At 70.8% G+C, this 26,025-nt stretch carries 24 protein-coding genes; 10 read left to right on the top strand and 14 right to left on the bottom strand.

The genetic code is table 11. The features are described from left to right. Positions 1 to 29 precede the first annotated feature (29 nt). From VB738_RS02305 to VB738_RS02285, 5 genes are all read right to left on the bottom strand, one after another. Complete coding sequence (locus VB738_RS02305) at positions 30 to 863, bottom strand: nitrate ABC transporter ATP-binding protein (protein ID WP_323304203.1); 834 nt, start codon at positions 861 to 863, stop codon at positions 30 to 32. Positions 864 to 901: 38 nt separating this feature from the next. Beyond that, entirely contained in the window at positions 902 to 2,944 is a 2,043-nt protein-coding gene (locus VB738_RS02300) for a nitrate ABC transporter ATP-binding protein (protein WP_323304202.1), read from the bottom strand. 2 nt (positions 2,945 to 2,946) lie between these two features. Next, on the bottom strand, positions 2,947 to 3,780 hold the full coding sequence (gene ntrB, locus VB738_RS02295) for a nitrate ABC transporter permease (RefSeq protein ID WP_323304201.1): 834 nt from the start codon (positions 3,778 to 3,780) through the stop codon (positions 2,947 to 2,949). A 43-nt stretch (positions 3,781 to 3,823) separates the two neighbouring features. Then, entirely contained in the window at positions 3,824 to 5,137 is a 1,314-nt protein-coding gene (locus VB738_RS02290) for a CmpA/NrtA family ABC transporter substrate-binding protein (protein WP_323304393.1), read from the bottom strand. A gap of 219 nt (positions 5,138 to 5,356) precedes the next feature. Then, positions 5,357 to 6,499 (bottom strand): anthranilate phosphoribosyltransferase, encoded by a 1,143-nt coding sequence (locus tag VB738_RS02285; protein WP_323304200.1) that lies wholly within the window; start codon positions 6,497 to 6,499, stop codon positions 5,357 to 5,359. Positions 6,500 to 6,731: 232 nt separating this feature from the next. Here VB738_RS02285 and VB738_RS02280 point away from each other — a divergent pair, with 232 nt between their 5' ends. Genes VB738_RS02280 through VB738_RS02270 form a run of 3 tightly spaced genes read left to right on the top strand, consistent with a single transcriptional unit; the run spans position 6,732 to position 9,600 of the window. After that, on the top strand, positions 6,732 to 8,351 hold the full coding sequence (locus VB738_RS02280; RefSeq protein ID WP_323304199.1) for a ferredoxin--nitrite reductase: 1,620 nt from the start codon (positions 6,732 to 6,734) through the stop codon (positions 8,349 to 8,351). Between the two features lie 7 nt (positions 8,352 to 8,358). After that, entirely contained in the window at positions 8,359 to 9,051 is a 693-nt protein-coding gene (locus tag VB738_RS02275; protein ID WP_323304198.1) for a hypothetical protein, read from the top strand. A gap of 30 nt (positions 9,052 to 9,081) precedes the next feature. Next, a complete protein-coding gene (locus tag VB738_RS02270) occupies positions 9,082 to 9,600 on the top strand; it encodes a universal stress protein (protein ID WP_323304197.1) in 519 nt (172 codons plus the stop codon). Here the strand turns inward: VB738_RS02270 and VB738_RS02265 are convergent. From VB738_RS02265 to VB738_RS02245, 5 genes are read right to left on the bottom strand one after another with little or no spacing between them, the layout of a single operon-like run. After that, positions 9,561 to 11,162: a glycine betaine ABC transporter substrate-binding protein gene (locus tag VB738_RS02265; protein WP_323304196.1), complete on the bottom strand. Its 1,602-nt coding sequence runs from the start codon at positions 11,160 to 11,162 to the stop codon at positions 9,561 to 9,563. The genes VB738_RS02270 and VB738_RS02265 overlap by 40 nt on opposite strands. Next, positions 11,159 to 12,517 carry an APC family permease gene (locus VB738_RS02260; protein WP_323304195.1) on the bottom strand — a complete coding sequence of 453 codons (1,359 nt, stop codon included), beginning with the start codon at positions 12,515 to 12,517 and terminating at the stop codon, positions 11,159 to 11,161. Before VB738_RS02260 ends, VB738_RS02265 begins: the two co-directional genes overlap by 4 nt. A gap of 38 nt (positions 12,518 to 12,555) precedes the next feature. After that, a complete protein-coding gene (locus VB738_RS02255) occupies positions 12,556 to 13,644 on the bottom strand; it encodes an oxygenase MpaB family protein (RefSeq protein ID WP_323304194.1) in 1,089 nt (362 codons plus the stop codon). A gap of 8 nt (positions 13,645 to 13,652) precedes the next feature. Continuing rightward, positions 13,653 to 14,198 (bottom strand): DUF924 family protein, encoded by a 546-nt coding sequence (locus VB738_RS02250; RefSeq protein WP_323304193.1) that lies wholly within the window; start codon positions 14,196 to 14,198, stop codon positions 13,653 to 13,655. A 3-nt stretch (positions 14,199 to 14,201) separates the two neighbouring features. Continuing rightward, the gene (locus tag VB738_RS02245) at positions 14,202 to 14,423 is read right to left on the bottom strand and encodes a hypothetical protein (protein ID WP_323304192.1); all 222 of its coding nucleotides are present in this window, start codon (positions 14,421 to 14,423) and stop codon (positions 14,202 to 14,204) included. Positions 14,424 to 14,486: 63 nt separating this feature from the next. Here VB738_RS02245 and VB738_RS02240 point away from each other — a divergent pair, with 63 nt between their 5' ends. From VB738_RS02240 to VB738_RS02210, 7 genes are read left to right on the top strand one after another with little or no spacing between them, the layout of a single operon-like run. Continuing rightward, positions 14,487 to 15,245, top strand: a complete 759-nt coding sequence (locus tag VB738_RS02240) for a type 1 glutamine amidotransferase (RefSeq protein ID WP_323304191.1) — start codon at positions 14,487 to 14,489, stop codon at positions 15,243 to 15,245. 58 nt (positions 15,246 to 15,303) lie between these two features. Continuing rightward, positions 15,304 to 15,960 (top strand): sirohydrochlorin chelatase, encoded by a 657-nt coding sequence (locus tag VB738_RS02235; RefSeq protein WP_323304190.1) that lies wholly within the window; start codon positions 15,304 to 15,306, stop codon positions 15,958 to 15,960. 18 nt (positions 15,961 to 15,978) lie between these two features. Then, positions 15,979 to 16,788: a uroporphyrinogen-III C-methyltransferase gene (gene cobA / locus VB738_RS02230; RefSeq protein WP_323304189.1), complete on the top strand. Its 810-nt coding sequence runs from the start codon at positions 15,979 to 15,981 to the stop codon at positions 16,786 to 16,788. A 20-nt stretch (positions 16,789 to 16,808) separates the two neighbouring features. Further along, entirely contained in the window at positions 16,809 to 17,627 is an 819-nt protein-coding gene (gene modA, locus VB738_RS02225; RefSeq protein WP_323304188.1) for a molybdate ABC transporter substrate-binding protein, read from the top strand. Further along, complete coding sequence (modB, locus tag VB738_RS02220; RefSeq protein WP_323304187.1) at positions 17,627 to 19,489, top strand: molybdate ABC transporter permease subunit; 1,863 nt, start codon at positions 17,627 to 17,629, stop codon at positions 19,487 to 19,489. The genes modA and modB overlap by 1 nt, the downstream gene beginning before the upstream one ends. A 41-nt stretch (positions 19,490 to 19,530) precedes the next feature. Then, the gene (gene moaC, locus VB738_RS02215) at positions 19,531 to 20,046 is read left to right on the top strand and encodes a cyclic pyranopterin monophosphate synthase MoaC (protein ID WP_323304186.1); all 516 of its coding nucleotides are present in this window, start codon (positions 19,531 to 19,533) and stop codon (positions 20,044 to 20,046) included. Then, the gene (locus tag VB738_RS02210; RefSeq protein WP_323304185.1) at positions 20,039 to 21,295 is read left to right on the top strand and encodes a molybdopterin molybdotransferase MoeA; all 1,257 of its coding nucleotides are present in this window, start codon (positions 20,039 to 20,041) and stop codon (positions 21,293 to 21,295) included. Before moaC ends, VB738_RS02210 begins: the two co-directional genes overlap by 8 nt. Position 21,296: 1 nt before the next feature. Here VB738_RS02210 and VB738_RS02205 read toward each other — a convergent pair whose 3' ends face one another. The 4 genes from VB738_RS02205 to VB738_RS02190 are packed head-to-tail and all read right to left on the bottom strand — an operon-like array spanning position 21,297 to position 25,878. Next, on the bottom strand, positions 21,297 to 21,878 hold the full coding sequence (locus tag VB738_RS02205) for a pyridoxamine 5'-phosphate oxidase family protein (RefSeq protein WP_323304184.1): 582 nt from the start codon (positions 21,876 to 21,878) through the stop codon (positions 21,297 to 21,299). 21 nt (positions 21,879 to 21,899) lie between these two features. Next, positions 21,900 to 22,385 carry a molybdenum cofactor biosynthesis protein MoaE gene (locus tag VB738_RS02200; RefSeq protein WP_323304183.1) on the bottom strand — a complete coding sequence of 162 codons (486 nt, stop codon included), beginning with the start codon at positions 22,383 to 22,385 and terminating at the stop codon, positions 21,900 to 21,902. Positions 22,386 to 22,388: 3 nt separating this feature from the next. Continuing rightward, complete coding sequence (locus VB738_RS02195; RefSeq protein ID WP_323304182.1) at positions 22,389 to 22,676, bottom strand: MoaD/ThiS family protein; 288 nt, start codon at positions 22,674 to 22,676, stop codon at positions 22,389 to 22,391. Positions 22,677 to 22,680: 4 nt separating this feature from the next. Then, complete coding sequence (locus VB738_RS02190; RefSeq protein WP_323304181.1) at positions 22,681 to 25,878, bottom strand: GGDEF domain-containing protein; 3,198 nt, start codon at positions 25,876 to 25,878, stop codon at positions 22,681 to 22,683. Positions 25,879 to 26,025 lie beyond the last annotated feature (147 nt).

Here is a 26,025-nt window from a genome sequence, read left to right as displayed (position 1 = left end):
GCCCTTGCGGAGGGAGGCTCAGCAGTGGATCACTGGTCGTCGTGGGCGAAACGGCGGTAGAGGAAGTCGAGGGCGTGGTTGCGATAGTCGTAGTACTCCGGCATCTCCATCAGCTGGGCCCGCTGGCGGGGACGCGGGAAGGGCAGCTCGAGGATCTCGCCGATCGTTGCCGCCGGGCCGTTGGTCATCATCACCACCCGGTCGGCCAGAAACAGGGCCTCATCGATGGAGTGGGTGATCATCAGCACGGTCACCCTGTGCTCCTGCCAGATCCTGAGCAGCTCCTCCTGCAACTCCTCCTTGGTGATCGGATCAAGGGCGCCGAAAGGCTCATCGAGGATCAGCACCTTGGGCTGCAGCGCCAGGGCCCGGGCGATCGAGACCCGCTGCTTCATACCCCCCGACAGGCTCGCGGGTCTCTTGTCGGCGGCCTCACTCAGCCCCACCATCGCCAGATGGCTCTCCACGATCCGGCTGGCGTCGCCATTGCGTTTGAGGTGGGGGAACACGGTGTTCACCGCGAGGGCCACGTTCTCGGCGGCCGACATCCAGGGCAGCAGCGAGTAGTTCTGGAACACCACCATCCGGTCAGGGCCGGGTTCCCGGATCGGCACCGACTCCAGTCGCACCTCGCCGCTGGTGGGCTGGCCGAAGCCGGAGACCAGGTCGAGCAGGGTGGATTTTCCGCATCCGGAATGGCCGATGACGCAGATGAACTCCCCTTCGGCCACCTCCAGGCTGATGTTGTCGAGCACGGGGTACGGCCCATTGGGGGTGGGGTAGACCTTGCTCACCCCATCGATCACCAGGAACGGTTCAGCGGCGCCGGTGGCGCTGGGCTGGGGGGACGTCAAGGTCTGCATGCGGTCGGAGGAGCGGGAGGGAAGGGGAGCAGAAGGGGTCAGCGGCTGGCCGGGGCGGGCACCGGCGCGTCCGGAACCCGGGGTGTCGGCGGCGGCAGGGGCGCCGGGGCCACCGTCACCTGGCCCTTGATGCGGAGGCGGTCGAGGTAGCTGAGGGGATCGGCCGGGTCGAGGCGATCGCCATCGAATGCCGCCACCGCCGCCACTGCCGATGGGGGGCGCTCCGCACCCGGCAGCCCAAGGGCGTCGGCCGCACTCCGGAACAGCGCCCGATCCTGCACGCGGTCGGCCACCTCCTGCCAATTGCTGGGGAAGCTGGCCAGGCCCCAGCGGCCGAGCTGGCTGAGGATCCAGACAGCCTCCGCCGGGTTGGGCTCGTTGACCTCGGGGCCGTAGAAGCGGTTGAAGGACGGCATGGCGGTGGGTGTGCCGGTGCCGCGGTCGTAGGCATCGACGAGGCCCGGCCGGATCGTCGCCACGTCGGTGCCGACATAGGGACCCTGGGCCAGCAGGTCGGCCAGTTCATTGCGGTGGGCTGGATTTTCGCAGTAGCGGCAGGCCTCCAGCAGCGCCTGCACCAGGGCCCGGTGGGTGCGGGGGTAGGCGGCCGCCCAGGCCTCCCTCACCCCCAGCACCTTCTCGCCGTGGCCGTTCCACAGCTCCACATCGGTGGCGATCACCGTGCCGAGGCCCTCCAGCACGGCGCGGGAGTTCCAGGGTTCACCGACGCAGTAGCCATCGATGGTGCCCGCCTTGAGGGCGGCCACCATCTGGGGCGGCGGGATGACCAGCAGCTCCACGTCGCGCTCAGGGTGAATCCCCGCCGAGGCCAGCCAGGCCCGCAGCATCAGATTGTGCATCGAGGCCGGATGCACCACGGCGAGCACCGGCCTGGCGTCCGGGTGGGCGGCGATCCAGGCCTTGAAGTCAGCCAGGGTGTTGACCCCGGCGTCGTGGAAGCGGCGATGCAGGGTGATGGCATTGCCGTTGCAGCTGAGGGTGAGGGCACTCACCATCGCCAGGGGGGGCTGGCCGCCGCAGCCGAGGGTCATGGCGATCGGCATCCCCGCCACCATCAGGGCCCCGTCGAGCACGCCCTGGCGCACGTGGGTCTCGAGGGTTTTCCAGTTGCTCTCGCGCCGCAGCCGCACCTGGGTGAGACCGTGCCGGGCGAAGAACCCCTTCTCCTGTGCCACCACCAGAGGCAGGCAGTCGGTGAGGGGAATGAAGCCCAGATCCATGTTCACCTTCTCGAGGCCATTGGCGGCGATCGCCTCGGCGGGTTTCAGCCGCTGCTGCCGGGCCCGGCGCTGGTCCGACAGGAAGCTGACGATCTCGGCGCGCAGCCCGTAGTAGCGGGGGTGCTCCACCGTCCCCAGCTGGGTGCGGGGTCGGGGCAGGGGCACCTCAAGAACCTGATCGATGTGGGCCTCGGGGCCGTTGGTCATCAGCACCACTCGGTCGGAGAGCAGCAGGGCTTCGTCCACGTCGTGGGTGACCATCAGGGCGGTGACCTTCGCCTCCTGGCAGATCCGCATCAGCTGCTCCTGCAGATTGCCCCGGGTGAGCGCGTCGAGGGCGCCGAAGGGCTCATCCAGAAGCAGCAGCTTCGGCCGCAGGGCCAGGGCACGGGCGATGGCCACCCGCTGCTTCATTCCCCCGGAGATCTCCCGGGGGTACTTGTCGGCGGCGGCCTTGAGGCCCACCAGCTGGATGTGTTGTTCGATGATCGCGTCCCGCTCCTGGCGGTCCCTGGAGGCGATCACGTTGTCGACGCCCAGGGCGATGTTCTGGCGCACCGTGAGCCACGGGAGCAGGGAGTAGTTCTGGAACACCACCATCCGATCGGGCCCCGGATCGGTGACCTGCCGGCCGTTCATGAGGATGCCCCCCTGGGTGGCGGCGGTGAGGCCGGCCAGCAGGTTCAGCAGGGTGGACTTGCCGCAGCCGGAGTGGCCGACGAGGGAGATGAATTCGCCTTCGGCGATATCGAGAAAGATGTCCTTGAGGGCCACGTATTCACCCCCGCCGGGCAGGGGGAAGGCCTGGGTGACGTGGTCGACGGTGAACAGGGCGGCCATGGTCAGGCAGCTCCCTTGCTGAGCTTGCGGCCGGCGAAGGCGACCAGGCGATCCAGAAGCAGCCCGACAATGCCCACGTAGATGATGGCGAGGACGATCTGACTGGAGCTTGAATCTCCGCCCGCGTTGTAGGCATCCCAGATGAAGTAGCCGATTCCGCCGTCAGCCTTCAACATCTCGGCGGCGACGATGGCCAGCCAGGCAAGACCGACCGCGATCCGCAGGCCCGTGAAAACGTAGGGCACAGTGGCTGGAATAACGATTTCCCGGATGTATGCGCCTTTGCGGAGCTTCAGAACGCGGGCGACATTGGTGTAATCCTGAGGAATTTCACGGATGCCCACAGCCGTATTGATGATGATGGGCCAGATGGCGGTAATGAAGATCACAAAGACGGCGGATGTATTGGCATCCTGAAAGACCATCAGCGAGATCGGAAACCAAGCCAGTGGCGGCACTGTGCGTAGCACTTGGATCACGGGATCGAAGCCCTTCCCGATGAAGCGATTCATTCCAAGAATGCCACCGACCGTAATGCCGACGATGGCGGAAAGGCTGTAGCCAATGGCAACCCGCTGCAGCGAGATCAAGATTTGCCATCCCAGCCCTTTGCTTGTGCCGCCATCATCAAAAAACGGCTGGCTGATATAGGGATCCCACGTTTGGGCGACCACATTGATGGGCCCCGGAAGTCTGGATTCGCCGAGGATGAAAGAAAGGATCTGCCAGGCGATCAGAAACGCACCTACGCAAACCACGTAGGGCATGGACTGTTTGATGATGGGCGCCAGTGGCGTCTTGCGGGCCTGGGCTCCTTTGGAGACGGAAACACTCATGGCCAGGGCCTGATCGTAAGGGTGAGCATCATGGAACGAAAACTCACTTCAGAGCTTTGATTTTGAGGCTGGCGAGATAGGCCTTGGGATCCTCTGGGTCGAAGACCACGCCATCGAAGAACGTTTCCTTGCCCCGAGAATCGGAGGCGGGGATGGCCTTTTCCTGGCCGATGGCCTTGGCGGCCTCCCGCCAGAGATCGGAACGGTTGACCTTGTCGATCAGCGCCTTGGTGTCCGTGTTTTCGGGCAGATAGCCCCAACGGATGTCCTCGGTGAGGAACCAGAGGTCATGGCTCTTGTAGGGGAAGGAATGGGAGTTGGTCTCCTGCCAGAAGTGCATCCGCAGCGGAGAATCGGTAACGCTGCGGCCATCGCCGTAGTCAAAGGTGCCGGCCAGGCGAGGTTTGATGTCTTCGACACTTGTTTTGAAATACTTATCTTTGGAAGTGATCTCGCAGAGTTCATCCAGGTTGGCAGGATCCTGGCACCAGATCTGGGCTTCCTGCACGGCCTTCAGCATGGCCAGGGTGGCCTTGGGGTTCTTGTCCGCCCAGTCCGAACGAATGGCGAAGGCTTTTTCCGGGTGATCTTTCCACAGCTCACCGGTGATCGCTCCGGTGTAGCCGATTTTCTTGTTGACAGCCCGCTGGTTCCATGGTTCACCCACGCAGAAGGTGTCCATGGTGCCCGTCTGGAGATTGGCGATCATCTGGGCGGGAGGAACCACCACCAGATCGGCTTCGGTGTCGGGATTGACGCCGTTGGCCGACAGCCAGTACCGCATCCAGAGGTCATGGGTCCCGCCAGGGAACGTCATGGCGGCCTTGAGCAGCTTGCCGCTGGCCTTCTTGCGATCGGCGATCGCCTTGATCTTCGGATCGCTGATGGTGACTTTCTCCTTGAGGAATTCGTTGGACAGGGATAGGGCCTGACCATTCACATTCAGCCGAGCCAGGATGTACATCGGCAACGGCTGGGAGCTCTTGGTGATCTTTCCTGCCGTGAGCAGATAGGGCATCGGCGTCAGGATATGAGCCCCATCGATGCCGCCGCGATCGGCGCCCAGTTCCAGATTGTCGCGGGTGGCGGCCCAGGAGGTCTGCTTGACGACCTTGACATCGGGCATGCCGTGCTTGGCAAAGAAACCCTTTTCCTTGGCGATGATCAGGGGCGATGCATCCGTCAGGGCGATGAAGCCGAGGGTGGCACCCTTCACTTCAGTGTCGCCGTCGGCGCCGGAGGCGGCCGGGGTCGAACTGGTGCTGGATGGCTTGCCGCCACAGGCACTCAGCCAGATGGCGCCTGCCGTGGTGCCGGCGGCGGTGATCAGGAACTTGCGACGGGAAAGGTTGGACATGGAGCCTGAGGGAGAGCCAGGGAGGACCGAGGAGGGCACCTTCGGGTGCACGTGTTCTCAGGACGGGCCTCACAACAAAGGGCACCGTGCTGGCGAAGATTTCGATTGCTGGCGCGCAGGCTGACCAGACACGCATCAAGAGACCACGGCGACGGCCCACGCAAGAGTCGCGTCGGTTACCGATTCTGAAGTTGGAGCCGCTTCGGCTCGGGCCCGCTCCTACGGATTGGCCAGCTGGCGCCGCAGCCGCTCGCCACTGCGGGCCACGAGCAGCGCCGTCGCCTGATCGAGGGCGTCCTCGAGGCGTTCGAAGCGGCCGGCGAACCAGAGGTAGGCCGCCACGTTCCAGCGCAGCGCCGGCACCAGGTCACCTTCGCCGCAGAGGGCCTTCAGGGCCTGGGTCCGCCAGGCCTCCAGGCCCTGCCAGGGCACCTCCGCGCTGGTGATGCCGTGGTCGCGGGGGTGGAGCAGGATCCGCTCGGTGGCTCCATGGCGCACGCGGGCGGTGATGCCGGCGCGGGAGGTGGGCAGGTCGGTGGAGCCCTCCAGCCCCTTCACCGTCAGCAGGTCGATCTCGCCGCAGTCCTGCAGGGCCTGCCAGGCGCGGGTCTCGGTGGGGGGATGGACGAAGCCGCTCACCAGCAGGTGCTCCCCACGGTGCGGTGTCCACAGCAACTCCAGACTTGCCACCGGTGGCCGTTTGCCGATGGCGTCCCGCACGGGCACCAGTCGCTCGGCCCAGGGGAAATGGTCGGGCTGGTGGGTGAGGGCCAGCCCATGGCGGTCGAGGCGCTGTTGGACCTCGCTCAGCGGCAGGCCGGTCGAAGGGATGCTGATCGCCTCGAACAACTCGGCCAGGGTGACGCCGAACTTCACCGGCATCGGGTCGCCGCCGTGCAGAACCACCGGCACGTCGTCGCTGGCCAGCACCAGGGCCACCAGGGGCAGCAGGGGGGCGGTGCGGCTGCGACCGTCGTAGGGCACCCCGAAGCAGAGCGGCTGCCGGCCGGGGGTCTCCAGCACCGGCCCGCAGCGCCGGTAGCTGTCGAGCATGCCGGCGAGCTCGGTGGGATGGGGGCGGCGGATCCGGTGGGCGATCAGGAAGGCCCCCATCTGGGCGTCCGCAACCCGACCCTGGAGCATCAGGTCCATGGCCTCGGCGGCCTCCTGGCGATCCAGGCCGGTGCTGGTGTGCTCGCCGCTGCCCACCTTGCCGATCAGCTCACGGAACCGGGCCCGTTCGGGGCCGAGCGCCTGCAGGCGCACCACACGCCGATCCTCGGCCCCGTTCCGCGGCGGGGTCGTCCGCGGCGGGGAGGCGTCAGGGCCCGGGCTGGTCGGTTCTGGTAACAGGGACGACATGGGCGGACGGTTCCATGCCGGAAACTAAAGCCTTCCCGATCGGTGGGTTCGCGCAGCTTTCCCCGGCGCTCCCCGACACAACGATCTGTCCGGACGACGCAGCTCTCATCGGCGTCCCGGGTTCCTGTCTCGCCAGACCGGCTCGAGACGCGCTCCCCCGAAGCCCCGCTTCCCCCCCACCTGCCTGGCAGGGATTCGCCGCATGGCTTGCCATGCGGGCCGCCGTTTTCGCATGAACAGCATCGACACGAGCGTCGACACCGACACCGACACTCACACCGCCAGCGCCCCAGCCAGCGGCCGTTCCGCTCCGCCCCTGGAGGGCCTCAGCAAGGTCGAACGGGCCAAGGCGGAGCTCTGTGGCCTCGACCTGGCCCCCCGGCTGGCGGAGCTGGCTGCCGCGGGCTGGGAGTCCCTCGATGAGGCCACCCTGACGATCCGCCTCAAGTGGCTGGGGATCTTCTTCCGTCCCGTCACCCCCGGTCGTTTCATGGTGCGGCTGCGGCTGCCCAACGGCGTCATCCGTGCCGAACAGCTGGAGCTGCTGGCCGACGCCGTCGACCGCTGCGGCGAGCACGGCAGCGCCGACATCACCACCCGCCAGAACCTGCAGCTGCGCGGTCTGTTGCTGGAGGACATGCCGCCCCTGCTGGAGGGGATGGAGCGGGTCGGCCTCACCAGCCGCCAGTCGGGCCATGACAACCCCCGCAACATCACTGGCAACCCCCTGGCCGGCCTCGACCCGGAGGAGCTGATCGACACCCGGCCGCTGGTGGCGGCGATCCAGGCCCGGCTGCTCGCCGACGACGGCCCCCGCAACCTGCCGCGCAAGTTCAACGTGGCCGTGGGCGGGGCTCCCGACAGCTTCGTGCTCCATAACGACCTCGCCTTTCTGCCGGCGCCCCACCCGCAGGATCCGGCCGCACCGCTCGGCTTCACGGTGATGGTGGGCGGCTTCTTCTCGGCCCAGCGCAACGAGCTGGCCGTTCCCCTCGGCCTGTGGCTGCGGGCCGACCAGCTGCCCGATTTCACCCTGGCCCTGCTGCGGCACTACGACATCCACGGCAACCGGGTCCAGCGCAACAAGAGCCGATTGATGTACCTGGTCGATGGGCTGGGGCTGGTCGCCTACCGCGATGCCGTGGTGGCGGCCTACCGGGAGCTGGCCGGGGCGTCGTCGCAGGCTCCGCTGCCCCACGACGGCCACCATCTGGTGGTGCGGCCCCCCCGCGACGGCCTGGGGCTCCAGGTCCAGAAGCAGGCGGGCCTCCACTGGGCAGGCCTGCACGTGCCGATGGGGCGCCTCGACGCCGCCACGATGGTGGAGCTGGCCCGCCTGGCCCGCACCTACGGCAGTGGTGAGCTGCGCCTCACCGAGGCCCAGAACGTGCTGATCGTGAACGTGCCGACCGATCGCCTCGCGGCCCTGGAGGCCGAACCGCTGCTGGAACGGTTCCGCCTGGAGCCCGGCGCCCTGCAGGCCGAGGCGGTGAGCTGCACGGGCAGCCGCTACTGCAGCTTTGCCCTGATCCCCACCAAACGCACCGCCCAGGCGGTGATCGATGAGCTGGAGAAGCGGCTGGAGCTGCCTGAGGCCGTGCGCAGCCACTGGACCGGCTGCCCCAACGCCTGCGGCCAGCCCTACATGGGCCAGATCGGCCTGATGGGGGCCAAGGCCCGCCAGGACGGCCAGATGGTGGAGGCGGCCAAGATCTTCCTGGGGGGCCGCCTGGATCACGATCCGCAGCTGGCCGAGCTGCACGGGAAGGCGGTGCCCCTCTCCGAGCTCCCGGATGTGCTGGAGGGGTTGCTGGTGGAACACTTCGGTGCCCGGCGGCGGGCCGCGCCGTGAGCGCCCCGTGACGGCCTCCCGCGCCGCCTGGGATCCCCGGGCACTGCCGGCCAGCGGCAGCCCCGAGCGCTGGCCCTGGCTGCAGGGCCTGCGGCGGGCCCGGGACCTCGACCTGGAGCCCTGGCTGCAGGCGGTGGAGGCGGGATCGCTGTTGCCTGCCGCCGACCTGCTCGCCGCCCTGGCGGAGCGGCTCGACGGCCCGGCGGCGGCACGGCTGCTGGCCGGGTGGCTGGCCCAGCCCGCCGCCGACCCTGCCCTGCTGGCCGTGATCGGCCGCCACCGCCATCCCCGCTGCCGGGTCCTGCTGCGGCAGGCCCTGGCCCCGAGCGCCGCCGCCCTCGCCGACGGCTCGGCCGCGGGGGCGCGGGCCGCTCTGCTGCTGCCTCTGCTGGGCCACCAGCGTCACCCGGACGATTTTCCGCTGCTGCGGGACCGGGCGCTGGCGCCGCTGCCGCTGCTGCAGCGGCGGGCGGCCCTGGAGGGACTGGCCGTGGGTCTCGGGGCCTGGCCGCTGCTCCCCCTGCGGCAGGCGCTCGGCGCCCTGGTGGGGGATCTGGACCCCGCCCTGGCCGCCACGGCCGTGGATCTGCTGGCCCGTCTGCCGGGGGGAGCCCAGGACCTGGCCGCCCTGGATCGCCGCCGCCTGGCCCCGGAGCTGGCGCGGCGGGTGGAGCGGCGCCTGGCCGCCGGGCGATCATGAGCGCACCGCAGCGCGCTCGAGGCGAGGCCGATGTTCCGTCACCTGCTGGTGCCCACCGATGGCTCCGATCTCTCCGACGGCACGATCCGCCGGGCGGTGAGCTTCGCCCGTGAGGCGGGGGCCACCATCACCTTCCTGCACGTGCTCGCCAACCTGGCGCTGCCGCCCCAGGGCTCCCTCTACGGCGATCCGGTGCTGCTCGATCCGGCCGTGGTGGAGCATTTCAGTCAGGCGGAGCGGGCCTATGCCGACGAGCTGCTGGGGCGGGCCAGGGCCGTGGCGGAGGAGGCCGGGGTCCCCTGCGACACCGCCGTCGGTGAGCATCCGGTCGTCTACGAGGCGATCATCGACGCCGCCACCCGCCACGGCTGCGACCTGATCTTCATGGCCTCCCACGGCCGCCGCGGGCTCGCCGGCCTGCTGCTGGGCAGTGAGACCCAGCGGGTGCTGACCCACACCGAGCTGCCGGTGCTGGTGTTCCGCCGCCCCGGGCCCGCCGCCGGCGACGCTCAGGACGCGCCCTCGGCCCCGGCCGCGCCGGCCTGCTGAAGGCGCCAGCGGTGCACCACCTCGGCCACGTCCAGACCGTCGAGGTCGACCTGGGCATTGAGGCGCTGCATGGTGGCGGCGGAGATCCGGCCGGCCAGCCCCTCGATCACGGGCACCAGCTCCGGGCGCCGCCGCAGTGTGGCCGCGTGGAACACGGGCACGGCGTCGTAGGGGGGGAAGTAGTGGCGGTCGTCCCGCAGCTGCTGCAGGTCGAGGGCGGGGATCAGGCCGTTGGTGGTGTCACCGGCGATCAGGTCGACGCGCCCCTCGGCCAGGGCCCGGTAGGTGAGGCCCAGATCCATGGCCTCGGGCGGCTGGGCGAAGCGCAGCCCGTAGCGCCGGGCCAGGCCGGCGAAGCCATCGGGGCGGTTGAGGAATTCGTAGCCGAAGCCCGCCCGCCAGTTGGGGGTGTGGGGGGCCGCCTCGCTGATCGTGGCGATCCCCAGCCGCCTGGCCTCGGCGCGGCGCACCAGGATCGCGAAGCTGTTCTCGAACCCCAGCGAGGGGAACACGGTGAGCCCGAAGCGTTCGCCATAGAGCCGGCGCGTCTGCTCGAACACCCGCCGCGCTGGATCGGGCGTGTCCGGCGGAGGAGGGGACTGGCCAAGAAGCGTGGTCCAGGCGGTGCCGGTGTACTCCACGTAGCCGTCGATGCGGCCGCTGCGCACGGCGGCATGGATCAGGCCGGTGCCCCCCAGCCCGAAATCACGTCGCACCTTCAGCGGCGTGTTGGCCTCGATCTGCTGGGCCAGCAGTTCGCCCAGGATCAGCTGCTCGGTGAAGCTCTTGCTGCCGATCCGCACCGTGCCGGCGCCGGCGGGCGGCAGCAGCTTCAGGGCCAGCACGGCCACGAGGGTGAGGCCCGCCAGGCCCCAGGCGAGCCGCAGGACCCGCCGCCGGCCGGGGCTGTTCCCGTTGCGGCGCCGGCCCAGCCGCCGCTCCAGCAACCCCAGGCCGCCATCGGCGAGCAGGGCGATGGCGGCGGCCGGCAGGGCCCCCGCCAGGATCAGGCCGTTGTTCACCGTGGCGATGCCCCGGAAGATGAACACCCCCAGGCCGCCGGCGCCGATGGCGGCGGCGATGGTGGCCACGCCCACGCCGATCACCGTGGCCACGCGGATGCCCGCCATGAGGGTGGGCAGGGCCAGGGGCAGCTCCACCCGCAGCAGCACCTGGCGGTCGCTGAGCCCCAGGGCCCGGCCCGCCTCCTTCAGCCCCTGGGGCACCTGGGCCAGGCCGGTGACCAGCCCCCGCAGCAGGGGCAGCAGGGCGTAGAGGGTGAGGGCCACGATCGCCGGGGTGGTGCCGATGCCCCCCAGCAGCGGCACGGTGAGCAGCAGGCCGAAGATCGCCAGGCTGGGGACCGTCTGCACCGTGCTGGCGGCCGCCAGCACCGGCCCGGCCCAGCGGGGCCGGCGGCTGATCCAGAGGCCAAGGGGCAGGCTGATCGCCAGGGCCAGGCCGATGGCGCTGCCCACCAGCAGCAGGTGCTCGCCGCTGCGCTGCAGGATCTCTCCCGCCAGGGCGCCGTCCCACCAGGCCGGCGGCCACCGGGAGGTCATGGCGCCTCGGCCGGCGTCAGGGCCCGGGTGGCCTGAAACAGGGGCACGCTGACGCCGATCAGCAGCAGGGCCCAGCCGCTGTTGGCGGTGTCGTTGCGCAGGGCGCCGACCAGGAACGCCACCGATCCGAGCAGCACGATCGCTGTGCTCCAGGGGTGGCCCCAGGCCCGGTAGGGCCGCGGCCGCTCCGGCTCCCGCAGCCGCAGCACGAACAGGCAGACGATCCCCACCAGGTAGAGGCTGACGTAGAGGAAGGCCGCCAGCCCCAGCAGGACGGTGAAGTCGCCGCCGAGCACCAGCAGGGCCGAGGCCAGGCTGGTGAGCACCAGCGCCACGGTGGGGGTGCCGCCCCGGTTCACCCGGTCGACCAGGGGGCTGAACAGCCGGTCGCGGCTGAGGCCGTAGAGGATGCGCGGGGCGCCCATGATCGAGGCGTTGATCAGCCCCGCCAGGGACAGCAGCGCCAGCACGGTGATCGCCTGGCCGCCGAAGGCGCCGAACAGCAGGGCGGCCGCATCGGCCACCGGCAGGCTGGAGACGGCGATCACCGGCAGCGGCAGCACCCGCAGCAGGGCCAGGTTGAACAGGGTGTAGAGGGCGATCACCGCCAGCACGCCGCCGATCAGGGAGCGGGGCAGGTCGTCCTGGGGCTCGCTGAACTCCTCGGAGAAGTAGATGGGGCTGTGCCAGCCGTCGTAGGTGGTGACGATCGCCTGCAGGGAGAACACCAGCGCCACGGCCAGGCCTGTCCAGCCCACCGGGGTCAGACCCGCCGGATCGGTGGGGATCGCCGCGGCGGCGGCGGCCCGGGTGTCGGGGCCGCCCAGCAGGAAGCAGGCCGCCACCACCGCCAGGAAGGCGACCGCCTTGGCCAGGCTCAGCAGCTTCTGGCTGCCGCTGCCGGCCTCCACCCCCAGCAGCTGGATCAGGGTGAACAGCAGCAGCACCGCCAGTCCCACCAGCTTCCCGTGGGGCTCCAGCCCCGGCAGCAGGAAGGCCGCGTACTCGCCGATGGTGACCGCCACCCAGGCGATGCCGGTGCAGTGGCCGACCCAGTCCATCCAGCCCACGGTGAAGCCGGCGGCATCCCCGAAACAGCGGCGGGCGTAGACGTACCAGCCGCCGGCCAGGGGCAGGCTGGCCCCCAGTTCCGCCACGGCGTTGGCGCCGAGCAGGGCGTAGAGGCCGCCGGCCAGCCAGGCCGCCACCACCCAGGGGCCGCTGCCCAGCTGGGCCGCCACCAGGCCTGGGGTGCGCAGGATGCCGGCGCCGATGGTGCCCCCCACCGCTCCGGCGATGCCGAAGCTCACCCCCAGCACGCTGAGCAGGCGGCCCGGGGTCTGGGCGGTCGACACCTGGTCCGGGACCACCGGATCGGGGGGAGGGGCGGGGGTCAGGAGGCGATCACCTGTTCCAGGAGCCCGTGCAGCTCCTCCAGCTCGTGGCGACTCAGCAGCCAGTCGCCGTCGAGATCCTTGGTGACGCGGGCCTCGAGGATCCAGCCGTCCTCCGTGCGCACGACGGCGAAGTGGGGGGACTGGAAGGGGGCGGCCATGGGCTGGCGGGAGGCGGGCAGTACCTCCTGCTTAGCCAGGGCCGGTGGGGCGGGCAGCGCCAGGTCCGCCAGCAGCGGCGGCGGCCCCAGCTGCTCGAGGCGGAAGCTGGCGCCGTAGCTGGGGGTGGGGCGCTGGGAATAGAAGCGGGCCGCGGCGGGCCGGCCCAGGCCGGCGCGGCCTGCGGCCACCAGGGCGGCGGCCCGGCTGCGGGCCCGCAGGGCCTGCACCACCAGCGCCTGCAGCCCGTCGGGCGCGGTGCTCCAGCCCAGGGCGGCGCAGGTCTGGCCGTCGAGCAGGCCCAGCAGCCCCCGACGCAGCGCGGGGCGCAGGGGGGCGGGCCAGTCGGCCAGGAGCATGGCCAGGGTGGCCTCGGCGATGCGCCGGTTGGTGGCCGCCGGGGCGAAGGCCTCCCGCTCCACCCGCTCGTTCAGGGCCAGCAACGCCTCCAGGCTGGGGGGCAGCGCCGCGATCCCCATCCGCTCGCCCACCCCGCGCCAGAACAGGAACAGGTGCTCCTGCTCCAGGGGGGTCAGGGGCCGCCAGCCATAGCGCGCCAGCCAGCGGATCGGCTCGGCCACGAAGGTGGAGAGCACGTAGAGGAAATCGTCGTTGCTGATCGCGTAGTGGCCGTGGATGCGGTTCATGCGCGCGATCACTGCCGCTCCGGCCGGGTTGTCCAGGCCATGGCGCAGCAATTCGGCCACCATCAGGCCGGTGTCGTCGTAGCGCTTGCGGGGCCGGCGTTCGAATTCCCCGGTGCGGGCCAGCAGGCCGGAGATGGAGGGCACACAGAAGGTCTTGAGCAGGGCCAGCTCCAGGGCCCGGGTGAGGTCCCAGGGGAACAGCTCGCCGGCCAGGCGATGGGCGGTGGCTTCGGCGGCCCGCAGGGTCGCGGCGGCGTCGGCAGGGTTGGTGGGGGAGCGCATCGGGGGACTCAGAAGCGGGAGCCGGGCTGCTGCAGGAACGCCTCCTCCTCGGGGCTGCTCGTCCGCCCGAGGGCCTGGTTGCGATGGGGGAAACGACCGAAGCGGGCGATCACCGCCTGGTGGCGGTGGGCGAAGTCCGCGGTGCGGGCGTCGGTGAGGCGCTCGAACAGGGGCAGACCCAGTTCCTGCAGTGCCAGCTCCTCGCTGTGCATCAGGGGCATCAGCCAGAACGGCCGCCGTTCCGGGGCCGGCTCCGCCTCCACCCAGCCGGACTCCAGGGCCCGCAGGGTGAGGGCCTGGGCCTGCCCATCGCCGGCGAAGGCGCGGGCCTGGTCGCGCCAGATCTGGCGGGGGAACTGGTCGAGCACCAGCAGCAGGGCCAGGGCGTCGGCGGCGCGCTCGCCCCAGGCGGCCCGTTCGCCGGCCAGGGCCTGGTCGGTGAGGGCCCCGAAGCGTTCCCGCACGATCCGGTCGCGGTCGGGGCCGGACCGGAACCAGGCGGAGGAGGGGGTCTCCTCGAACCAGAAGCGCAACACCTCCTGTGGGGTCGGCATGGCTCAGACGAGGAATCGGTGCAGAAGAAATGGAAGCACCATCAGCAGCAGGGCCACCGCCGTCAGGGCCGGGAGGTGGCTGAAGCCGAAGGGGATCACCACCAACAGGACCCCGCAGCCCAGGGCCACCGCATGGGCCTGCTTCTTGCCGTACAGCATGTAGCCCAGTCCGACCGATCCGATCACCAACGTCAGCAGCTGGCGGAGGCTGGGATCGCTGCCCATGGAACCTGGCCCGGAGCGGCGGACGCCCCCATGCTGGGGCTCCCATCGCCGTCCCGCCCATCCATGACCCACCTGGTGGTGCTCCAGCACCTGGAGCGGGAAGGCCCGGGCCGTTTCGGGGAGGAGGCCCGACGTCGGGGCTGGGCGGTGACGGTCTGCCGTCCCGACCTGGGGGAGCCGATACCCCGGCTCGATCCCGATCAGGCCCTGCTGGTGCTCGGGGGACCGATGGGGGTGGGCGACATCGGATCGCCGTCCTTCCCCTGGCTGGAGGCGGAGGTGGCCCTGCTGCGGGAGTGCCTGGCGCGCGAGCGCCCGGTGGTGGGGCTGTGCCTGGGGGCCCAGCTGCTGGCCTTCGCCGCCGGCGGGCAGGTGGTGCCGCTGACCGTGGGGGAACCGCCCGTGCGGGCCTACGAAGTGGGCTGGGGGCTGGTGGACTGGACACGGCCCGAGGGGCAGGAACTGGTGCTCGCGGGGCTCGGAGCGGGCCTGCCGGCGCTGCATTGGCACGGGGACCGGATCCGGCTCCCCGCCGCCGCCACCCTGCTGGGGTCGACGCCCCTCTGCGCCGAACAGATGTTCCGCATCGGGCACCACGCCCACGGGCTCCAGTTCCACGTGGAGGTGACGGACGCCGCCGTGGAGGTCTGGCTCGAGGAGGACGGCGACTACGTGCGCCAGGCCCTCGGACCCGATGGGGTGGAGCAGGTGCGGGCCGGCCGGGCGCGCTGGGGGGAGGAGGGGGAGCGCCTGGGGCGTCGGCTGATCAACAACCTGCTGGATCAGGTGGGCGCTCTGCTGGGCGGCGATCCCCTGCGCTGAGGACCAGCTCCTGGAACTCGGCGTCGATAGGCGCGGCGGCCTCCGTAGGGTGATGGGCATGCCCGGGATCGTCACAAGCCCCCTTCTGCTGGTGGTGCATGGCCGTGCCGGTGGCGTCATCCCCGCCGAACTGCAGGCCCTGGCCAGGGAGCTGGAGGCGGGGCGCGGCGCTCCGGTGGGACTGGAGGCCCTGACGGCGGGGGAACCGCCGGCCGCCCCCTGCGGCAGTGGCGCCGTCCCCCTGGCGCTGGTGCCCCTGTTCCTTCTGCCCGGCAGCCATGTGCGCCGGGACGTGCCGCGGATCGCCGACCGCTGCCGCCGGCACGGGCCCGTTCGGCGCCTGCCGTTCCTGGGGGCCTGGCCCGCCTGGCAGCGGGCCCTGGCCGCCGAGCTGGCGGAGCTGCCGGCCCCGACCCAGGCGGCCGGAGCCCCTGCCCCGGCAGAACCCTGGCTGCTGCACCATCCGTTGGAGGGCCCGCTGGGTGCCGCGTTCCTGGCCCACCTGGAGGGGGTCACCGGTGCCCGCTGCCGCGCCACTCCATACAGTGCCCCCAATCCTGAGGACGCTCCGCTGCCCCTGCCTGGCCCCGCCCTGCCCCTGGCCCTGGCGGCCAACCGGCTCACCGACGCCCTGCCGCCGTCGCTGGGCCTGCCGCTGCTGCAGCGGCCCCGGTTCCGGGCCGTGGTGCTGGAGGCCCTGATGGCGTTGCCATGACGGAGCCATGACGGAGCCATGACGGACGAGACCCTGGCCCCCTGCGCCGACGACGGCCCCGGGACTGTGTATCTGGTGGGGGCGGGCCCGGGGGATCCGGACCTGCTCACCCTGCGGGCCCACCGGCTGCTGCAGCAGTGCGATGCCCTCGTCTACGACTCCCTGGTGCCCACGGCCCTGCTGGATCTGGTGCCCGAGGGGTGCGAAAGGCACTTCGTGGGCAAGCGCCGCGGCCACCATTCGGTGCCCCAGCCCAGCACCAACGCCGTGCTGCGGGAGCTGGCCGGCCGCCGGCGGCTGATTGTGCGCCTCAAGGGCGGCGATCCCTTCCTGTTCGGCCGCGGTGGGGAGGAGGCGGCCCACCTGGCGGCCCACGGGATCCCGGTGCAGGTGGTGCCGGGGGTCACGGCCGGCATCGCCGCCCCCGCCTATGCCGGCATTCCGGTGACCCACCGGCGGGCCGGATCCAGCGTCACCTTCGTGACCGGCCACGAGGAGATCGACAAGCGCCGTCCTGGCGTCGACTGGCGCGGCCTGGCCCGCAGCAGCGATGGCCTGGTGATCTACATGGGGTTGCACAACCTGCGCCACATCGTCGCGGAGCTGGTGGCGGGCGGACTGGCCCCCAGCACCCCCGCCGCCGTGATCCAGCAGGGCACCGTGCGGGGCCAGAGGCAGCTGGTGGCCACCCTGGAGGTGCTCGCCGACCGGGTGGAGGCTGAGGCCTTCGCCTCCCCCTCGATCGTGGTGGTGGGGGCCGTGGTGCAGGAGCGGGTGCCGTCCTGCGCCCCGTCGCCGGCCGATGTGGCGATGCCGATACCCTTCTGAGGCCGCCGACTGCGCCGCCGATGGCCACCCCCCTGCCCCGGCGTGCAGCGGTCGCGGCCCTGCTGGCCGGACCCCTGCTCGTCGGCGCCCTGGTGGCCGCGGCGGGCGGACGGGAGGACGAGGCCAGGGCCGCGGCCCCGCCGCTGCTGGTGAGTGCGGCGGCCAGCCTTTCGGGGCCGCTGCAGGCCCTGGCCGTTCCCTTCGCCAGAGGCCAGGGGGCGGCGCCGCCCCAATTCAACGTCGGCGCCTCCGGCCTGCTGCAACAGCAGATCCAGCAGGGGGCACCGGCGGATGTGTTTCTCTCCGCCGGCGTCCGGCCGATGGACAGCCTGGAGCGGGCGGGCCTGCTGCTGGCCGGCAGCCGGCGGGATGTGCTGGGCAACCGGCTGGTGCTGGTGGTGCCGGCCCGGGCGCCACGGCGCCCCCTGGACATCGCCGGACTCGCGGGCCCCGGAGTGCGGCGCATCGCCATCGGTGACGGCACCGTGCCGGCCGGCGACTACGCCCGCCAGGTGCTGGCCCACAAAGGACTCACGGCGGCCGTGGCCCCGAAGCTGGTGCCCCTGGGGTCGGTGCGGGCCGTGGCCCGGGCGGTGGCGGACGGCAACGTCGACGCCGGTTTCGTCTACCGCAGCGATGCGGTGCAACTGGGGGGCCTGCGGGTGGTGGCCACCGCTCCGCTCGCCAGCCATGCCCCGATCCGCTACAGCGGTGCGGTGCTGCGCGGCAGCCGCCAGCCCCAGCTGGCCCGCGCCTACCTGCGATCCCTGGGCAGCCCGGCTGCCCGGGCCCTGTTCCGCCGCGAGGGCTTCGAAATCCTGCCCGGTCGGGCCCCCTGATGGAGGCCGACCCCGGCCTGTCGCCCCTGCTGCTGTCGCTGCGCAGCGCCACCCTGGCGGTGCTGCTGGTGGCCCCGGCCGGGTTCCTCGCCGCCGATCGGGTGCGGCGCTGGCGGGGCGCACGGCGCGCCACGGCCGACCTGCTGTTGCTCTCGCCCCTGGTGCTGCCGCCCACGGTGCTGGGGTTCGTGCTGCTGCAGCTGCTGGGCCGCTACGGCCCCCTGGGGGAGCCCCTGGCGCGGCTGGGGCTGGAGCTGGTGTTCAGCTGGCCCGCCACGGTGCTGAGCGCGGCGGTGGTGGCCTTCCCCCTGATGTACCGCACCCTGCTGGCCTCGCTGGAGCAGCTGGATCCCGGCCTGGAGGGGGTGGCCCGCAGCCTGGGGGCGGGGCCGTGGCGGGTGTGGCGGCGGATCACCCTGCCCCTGGTGCTGCCGGGGCTGGGGGCGGGCCTGAGCCTGAGTTACGCCCGGGCCCTGGGGGAATTCGGCACCACCCTGATGCTGGCGGGCAACATCCCGGGCCGCACCCAGACCCTGCCCCTGGCGATCTTCGCGGCCGTCGATGCCGGCGATCTGCCCCGGGCCTGGGTGTGGACCGGCCAGGTTCTGCTGCTGAACGGGCTCTGCCTGGGGCTGGTGCAGCTGTTCCTGAGCCGCTCCCGCCGGCCCCGCCGGCCGGGCACCACCGCCGCAGCGCCCGCTACGGCCCTGCCCCAGCCGCCTCTGCCCAGCCCTCCGTCGTCCCCGAGGCCTCCGGTGCCCCCGCTGGCGCCTGCCCGCCCCTTCGGCCTCCGCTTCACGCTCCAGCAGTGCCACGCTGACTTCCGCCTCGAGCTGGCCCTCGACACCTCCTGCCGCCGGCTGGCGATCCTGGGGCCCTCCGGGGCCGGCAAGAGCCTGCTGCTGCGCCTGCTGGCCGGGCTGGAGCGCCCCCGGGCCGGCCGGATCGAGCTCAACGGCCGGGTGCTGTTCGATGCGGAGCGGGGCCTCGATCTGCCGCCGGAGCGGCGCCGCATCGCCGTGATGCTCCAGAACAACGCCCTCTTCCCCCACCTGAGCGTGGCCGCCAACGTCGGCTTCGGCCTGGCCCACCTGCCGCCGGCGGAACGCCACGCCCGGGTGGCCGCCCAGCTGGCGGCGGTGGGGCTGCAGGAGCAGGCGCGCCTGTTCCCCGCCCAGCTCTCGGGCGGTCAGCAGCAGCGCGCGGCCCTGGCCCGGGCCCTGGTGACCGAACCGGATCTGCTGCTGCTGGATGAGCCCCTCTCCTCCCAGGACGCCCATCGCCGCCGCCGCCTGCAGCAACTGATGGAGGACCTGCTGGCCCGCTCCGCCGTGCCCACCCTGCTGGTCACCCACGACATGGAGGAGGCCTACCGGCTGTGCGAGGAGCTGCTGGTGATCGATCGGGGGGCGCGGTTGCGCCAGGGGCCCCGGTGGGAGGTGTTCGAGCGGCCCGGGGCGGTGGCGGTGGCGCGACTCACGGGCTGCAAGAACATCTCGGCGGTTCAGCGGATCGGGCCCACCCGGCTGCGGGCCCTGTCCTGGGGGATGGAGCTGGACTCGCCGGAGCCCCTGGAGGCGTCCATCAGCCACGTGGGGATGCGGGCCAACCACCTGGAGCTGGCCGCAGCCCCCGTGCCCGGGGCGTCCCACCACTGGCCCTGCCGGGTGGTGCGGGTGAGCGAGGGACCGTTGCACGTCACCGTCTTCGTGGTGCCGGAAGTCCGCATCGACGGGGTCGGGGCGGTGGAGCCGATCCTGGTGGAACTGCGCCGACGGGCGTGGAAGGCCCTGGGCCCGGCCGCCGCCACCGGCCCCCTGGTGCTCTCCCTGCCAGCGGGCTGCCTGCTGACGCTGCAATGAGCGCCATGCTGGGTGCACCCCCCCGCCGCCCTCGCTTCGGCATGAGCCAGCCCCGCCTCTCGCACCTCAACGCCGCCGGCCAGGTGCACATGGTGGAGGTGGGCGACCGGCCCGCCAGCGACCGCCGCGCCGTGGCCGAGGGCTGCATCACCATGGCGCCCGAGGTGCTGTCCCTGGTGCTGGAGGGCCGGGCGGCGAAGGGCGACGTGCTGGCGGTGGCCCGGGTGGCGGCGATCCAGGGCGCCAAGCGCACCTGGGAGCTGATCCCCCTGTGCCATCCGATCGCCCTGACGGGCCTGGAGGTGCGGATCGAGCCGATGGCCGACGGCAGCGGGCTGCGGCTGGAGGCCAGCGCCCGCACCAACGGCGCCACCGGCGTGGAGATGGAGGCCCTGACGGCGGTGCAGGTGGGCCTGCTCACCCTCTACGACATGGTCAAGTCGGCCGATCCGGCCATGACCATCGGCCCGGTGCGGCTGCTGCGCAAGGAGGGGGGGCGCCGGGGCCCCTGGGAGCACCCCGCCGTGCGGCGCCTGGGGGAGCAGAGCGATGGCTGAGCCATTCCCCCGGGAGGGCCTGCCCCTGGAGGAGGCACGCCGCCGGGTGCTGGCGGCGATCACCCCGCTGACGGGCCGTGAGCGGCTGCCGCTGGGGCGCTGCCTGGGGCGGGTGAGTGCCGAACCGGTGAGGGCGCCCGAGGCCGTGCCCGGATTCCGGGCCTCGATCATGGATGGCTACGCCATCACCGACGCCGAGGCCCCCAGCCCCGGCCGCCGCTGGTCCCTGGTGGGCCGCTCCGCCCCCGGAGCCCCCTACGGAGGGGTGTTGGCTGAGGGGGAGGCGATCCGGATCCTCACCGGCGCCCCCCTGCCGGAGGGGGCCCAGCGGGTGCTGCCCCAGGAGCTGGTGAGCCCCGAGAGCCCCGGCGCCGGCGGTGGGGCCGAGAGCCTGCGGATGACCGGAGAGGCGGGTCCCAACCCCTGGATCCGCGCCCCCGAGGAGGAGGCCGCCGCCGGCGACGAACTGCTGCCGGCCGGGGTCCGCCTCGGGGCCGCCGCCCTGGGGCGCCTGGCCAGCTGCGGCGTGGCGTCGCTGGCGGTGAGCGTCCAGCCGCGGGTGGGTCTGCTGATCAGCGGCGATGAGCTGGTGGCGGCCGGCGCGGCCCGGGGGCCGGGCCAGATCTGGGAGAGCAACGGCACCCTGCTGCGGGCCCTGCTGGAGCGCCTGGGCTACCCCGTCAGCGAGCAGCGGGTGGTGGCCGACGATCCCGCCGCCCTGCGCCAGGCGCTGCTGGAGCTGGCCGCCGACTGCGACGTGGTGGTGAGCACCGGCGGCGTCTCGGCCGGCGACAGCGACTGGATCCGGCCCCTGCTGGCCGAGCTTGGGGAGGTGGGTTTCTGGAAGCTGTTCCTCAAGCCCGGCCGGCCCTTCGCCTTCGGCCGGCTGGGGCCGCGGCCCTTCTTCGGCCTGCCCGGCAACCCGGTGGCCGCGGCGGTCACGGCCCTGCAGCTGCTGTGGCCGGCCCTGCAGCAGCTGGAGGGGGGCGAGGTGGTGCCGCTACCCCGGCTGAAGGTGCGCCTGGCCTCGGCGCTGAAGCGGGGCGCCGGCCGGCCCGAGCTGGCCCGGGCCCGGCTGGCGGTGGCCGGCGACGGGGCCCTGCTGGCCCAGGTGGAGGGCAGCCAGGCCTCCTCCCGCATCGGCTCGCTGCAGGGGGCCGACCTGCTGCTGGAGATCCCCGCCGAGGCCGGATCCCTGGCGGCCGGCACGGAGCTGTGGGCCCAGCTGCTGCGGCTGCCGCTGCTCTGAGTCAGTCGCCGGTGGCGTCCGGCGCTCCGGGGGCGGCGATCGGTGCCGGGATCGGGGCGGGGAGGCCGTCGATGCTGCGGCGGTTCTTGCGCTTCCAGTAGCGCTCCAGGCCGTCGTTCCCCTTGCGGCGCGCCCAGGTGTCGAGCTCGGTGCGGTCGCCGGCGTAGCTGTAGCGGGGCACCGCCATGCCGCAGGAGGTCTGGACCCGTTCGATGGCCAGATCGAAGATCTGGCGGGCGCCGGCCAGGGGCTCGAAGTGGCTGAACAGGGCGTCCCAGCCGTCCTCACCGCGCTGGATGGTGCGGGCGCGGCCGTAGAGCCGCAGGATCTGGGGCGGGCCCTCGAAGGCGCAGAACATCAGCGTCATGCGCGGGCACACCTGCACGTGGGCGGCGGTCTCGTTGCCGCTGCCGGTGAGGTTGAGCCAGATCACGCGGTGCGCGTCGAGCACCCGCAGCGCATCGCGCCCCTTAGGAGACACGTTCACCGTGCTGTCCGCGGTGGCGGTGCCGACGAAGAAGAGCTTCTGGCTCTCAATGAACGCGACGTGGTCGGTGCTGAGGGCGTTGGTGGACTGGCCCATGGGAGGGGTGGTTCGGGGGGGTCACAGCGGGGTGTTGCCGGCCACCCAGGTGCCGCGGCCGCCGCTCCACTCCCGTTTCCAGAAGGGGGCGTGGTGCTTGAGATCCTCCAGCAGCTCCTGGACGCAGCGCAGGGCGGGACCGCGGCGGTCGGCCTGGACGGCCACCAGCACGATGGCTTCCCCCGGCCGCACCCACCCCACCCGGTGCGCCACCAGCACCGCGCCTGCCCCGTGGCGCACCGCGCTGGCCTCGGCGAGGGCGCCCAGCTGGGCCTCGGTCATGCCGGGGTAGTGCTCCAGTTCCAGGGCCTCGAGGGGCGCGCCGGCGGCGGTGGTGGGGCGCACGCGGCCGATGAAGTGGCTTTCGGCAGCTGAGCCCGTGGCGTCGGGCTCGTCGGCAGCCAGGTGCCGCTGCCAGGCCGCCAGGCGCTCCAGCGGCTGGAAGGGGGCCTCCAGGAGCTGCACTTCGATCGGGGGAGCCGGGCGGACGGGGCTGGTGCTGGACATGGGTCAGCCTCCGGTGATCGGGGGCAGGAAGGCCACCTCGTCGCCGGGGGACAGGGGGCTGTCGGGGGCGGCGAAGGCCTGGTTGATGGCCACCCGCACCGTGGCCGGCAGCGCGGCGCTCTGCTCGACGGGGCCGGCGTCCAGGGCCAGCTGCCGCCAGAGATCCGCGGCGGTGGCGCGTTGGGAGTCGGGAAGCGCGTCGAGCTGGATGAGGCGCTCGCCCCAGCCGGCCTGTTCGCGTAGGCCGGCGAACAGGCGCACGTGCACGGAAAGGACGCTCTGGTGGGTCATGGGGTCAGGCGGAGAGGCCGACCTCGCTGTGCAGGGACCGGCAGACCACCCGGTTGCGGCCATGGCGTTTGGCTTCGTAGAGGCAGTCGTCGGCCAGCTGCAGCAACCGGTCGGCGTCGCACTCGGCCATCGAAAGCGGATCCCAGGCCGCGATGCCGATGCTGATGGTGAGGATGTTACCCGTGGCGATTCCCGGGTGGTAGATGCCCTTGTCCTGGATCGACTCGCGCAGCTTCTCGCACAGGAGCAGGGAGGCCTCGGCATCGGTCTTGGGTAGGATGATGGCGAATTCCTCGCCCCCCAGCCGGGCCACGAAGTCGCTTTTGCGACGCAGGCCGATCCGGAGGGCATCGGCAATCTCCTTGAGGCATCGGTCGCCGTAGGCGTGGCCCAGAACATCATTGACCACCTTGAACTGATCGATGTCGATCAGTGCCAGGGAGAGGTTGACCTGGGCGGCTCTGGAGGCGGAGACATTCCCCTTGAGGAAGGAATCGAAGCTGCGGCGATTGGCGAGCTGGGTGAGGGGGTCCAGCATCGCCAGCCGCTTCGAGCGCTCGCTCTCGAAGGCATAGAACAGCAGGCTGAGAAGGCTGCTCATCGCTTCGATGCGTTGCACTTCCTGGTCGCTGAAGACGCTGCCTTCATGCAGGGCAATCGTGAGCACTGGGATGGAAACACCGCGCGAGTCCAGTCGGATGCCGAGGTAATCGCTGCAGCCCACATCCTTGAGGGAGTCCAGAAAAGGAAAGCCGTTGTCTTTCGTGGCGATCAGCTGCTGCCGAAACACCTTGCTCCTGGTGGCGATGAAATGCAGTGGGCTGCGCAGGTGCTCATCCTGTTCCAGGAAGTCCCGCTCCATGCGCAGGGTGCTGACAAGGCCGGGCCTGGAGCTCACCCAGACATACTGACTGCAGTCGATGTCATCCTGGTCCGGAAGAAATGCCAGGGAGAAGCGGTAGATCTCCAGGCCCCATGATTTCAGCTCATTGACAAACAGGAGCACGAACTCCTCAAAACTGCGCAGCCTCGACCAGTTGTCAATGATGTAACGCTCCAGTGGGATCTTCTTGTCGGACGTCTTGAAATCCTCGCCATGCCCGGAATCACGCAGCCTTGAAGTGGCATGGATCTGCTCCAGCGTTTGCTGGAGGGAATCGCGGTCCGCCCAGTCGGAGGACCGGATGAATGACTCCACCGCTTCCAAAGGGAGTGGAGGCGAGACGAGGAAGCCCTGCAGGGCATCGGCTCCCAGTCGGATGACGGCAGTGAGTTCGTTGTGGGTTTCGACGCCTTCGCAGACCACGGTCTTGCCGAGGGCATGGACCGTGTCGATGAAGGAGCCGACATAGCGCTGCAGCCGGAAGGAACGATCGATCCCCTTGATCAGATCGATGTCGAGCTTGATGGCGTCGTACCAGGCTTCGCTGATCCGCCGATAGTTGGAAAGCCCGGAGCCGAAGTCGTCGATGAAGATTCGGAAGTTCAGCTCCCGCATCAGCCGCTCCGAAGCCGTCGTCACGCCTTCCGATCCCGCCAGGATGTCTGTGGCGGCCATCTCCGTGATCTCGATGCAGACAATCGAGCTGTCGATGCCATGGTGCTTGAACAGGCCGATCAGCTGGTTGAGGCGTTGATCGGTAGACACGGAATCAGAGCTGATATTGACGGAGACATACTCAATGCGATGACGTAAAAACTCCGACGCATTGAGCTGCTGTTGCACCTCGGCGAGCCGGCTCACGACCAGCGCATCAATTTTGTGGGTAATGCCAATGTCATGGGCCAGTTGAATCACATTTCCCGTGCCGAGCTTGTTGAGGGCCGGAGGCAGGAATCGGACCAGCAGCTCGAGCCCAAAATGGCCTGGGTTGCTGAGCTGAAGAATCGGCTGGAAGCGCAACTCCAGATCACTGGCCTTCAGGGACGTCAGTTGGCTTCTGATCTCGCCCTTATCTTTGACGAGCAGATCATCACCGCTCTTCACCAGGCGATAGGAACGCCTATCTTCGGCGGCCAGCATCTCTCCGAAGGCCTGCATTGTCAGCAGGGTGCCGGGTGGCGCATCCAGCTGGAATCGCTGCCCGGTGATGATCACATCGTCCCAGGCGAGCACCGAATCGCTGGAGATCTGAATCGACCCCGAGACAATGCCGAGTAGACGGGCCAGGAGCGCTTCGCAGGCGGCATTATCGTCGATAGGAATGCTACCGGAGGCCCGCACGATCAGAGCGATCTTGTTTTTCGAGACGTGGTAGAAGTTGAAGCCGGGATGTACGGCCCATCCCTTGTTGATGGCGCGACACGCTTTCGTGAGGATGTCGTTGATCTCCACTTCACTGAGATAGCCGCGTTGCCGTTCCAGGTAGCGAAAGTCGATCGTCACCAGGAAGCCGTCTTCGCCGCGTGCTGCGTGCTTCCTTAGGGTTGAAGCTTCAAGATCTTTGACCAGGGCGTAGTGCGTCAGGAAGGATGTCTGCCCGTGGTTGCGGAAACTTCCGGACGCCAGTTGCTCCTTCCTCCGGTTTTGGCTGGAACGCCAGCCGATGGCGACGCTCAGTCCGATCCCCAGAAGCCCCAGGGTCAGGGCGAGGTTGCGGAAGCGATCCGCCTTGGTCGGCAGGGCCGGCGCCAGGGTCAGCCCTACCACCAGATCCCCGAAGCCCACCCGGTAGAGCGAACCGGCCGGCAGCCCCTTCGCCATCCCCTTGGCCTCCATGGCGGTCCATGGGGCCAGCCGGATCTGCCTGTCGCCATCCTGATCTGGGTGGATCAGGGTGGTGCCGGAGAGCCTGATCCATTCGGGGGCCTGGCGGCGAGTGGGCCCGGTGGTGAAGAGCAGGGCATTCCTCCGGCCCCGTTCGCCCGCCATCACCAGAGCCAGCCGGGAAAACCGTCGAGGGCAGACCAGTGGCCTGCCCAGACGGGCAACGGACCCCGAGGCCATCACCGCCGGAACGGGGGGAGGCGCCAGCTCCGCCTCGGCGACCGGTTGCAGCCCCAGGGGGGCCATGGGCGGCCCTGGACTGGCGAAGCTGCGCTCGACGCCCTGCAGGGCGGTGCACAGCCGCCCGGCGATCCGATCATTCTGACGGCGTAAGTCGTTGGAACTGCGCTGATCCAGCAGATGGGTGAAGATCAGAAGAGAGGTGCCCGAAAGAAGCGCTCCACTGATGATCATCAATGTGGTGCGTCGGCGCATGTTCCTCCCTCACCAGCCTCACCTTAGCCACCGGAGCCATGGTGAGCCTCCAGCCCTCGTCCGCTGTTCCCCGCCCACCGAAACGGCGCGGTGGGGTGGCTGGTTGGCTTGTGCGCCGTCTTCGCGGAGCGCTGTTCCATCTTCTTC

Source organism: Cyanobium gracile UHCC 0139 (assembly GCF_034931325.1).
GTDB classification, from domain to species: domain Bacteria; phylum Cyanobacteriota; class Cyanobacteriia; order PCC-6307; family Cyanobiaceae; genus Cyanobium; species Cyanobium gracile_B.
Note: the sequence above shows the minus strand (reverse complement) of the source record. Positions and strands in the feature narration are given on the sequence as shown.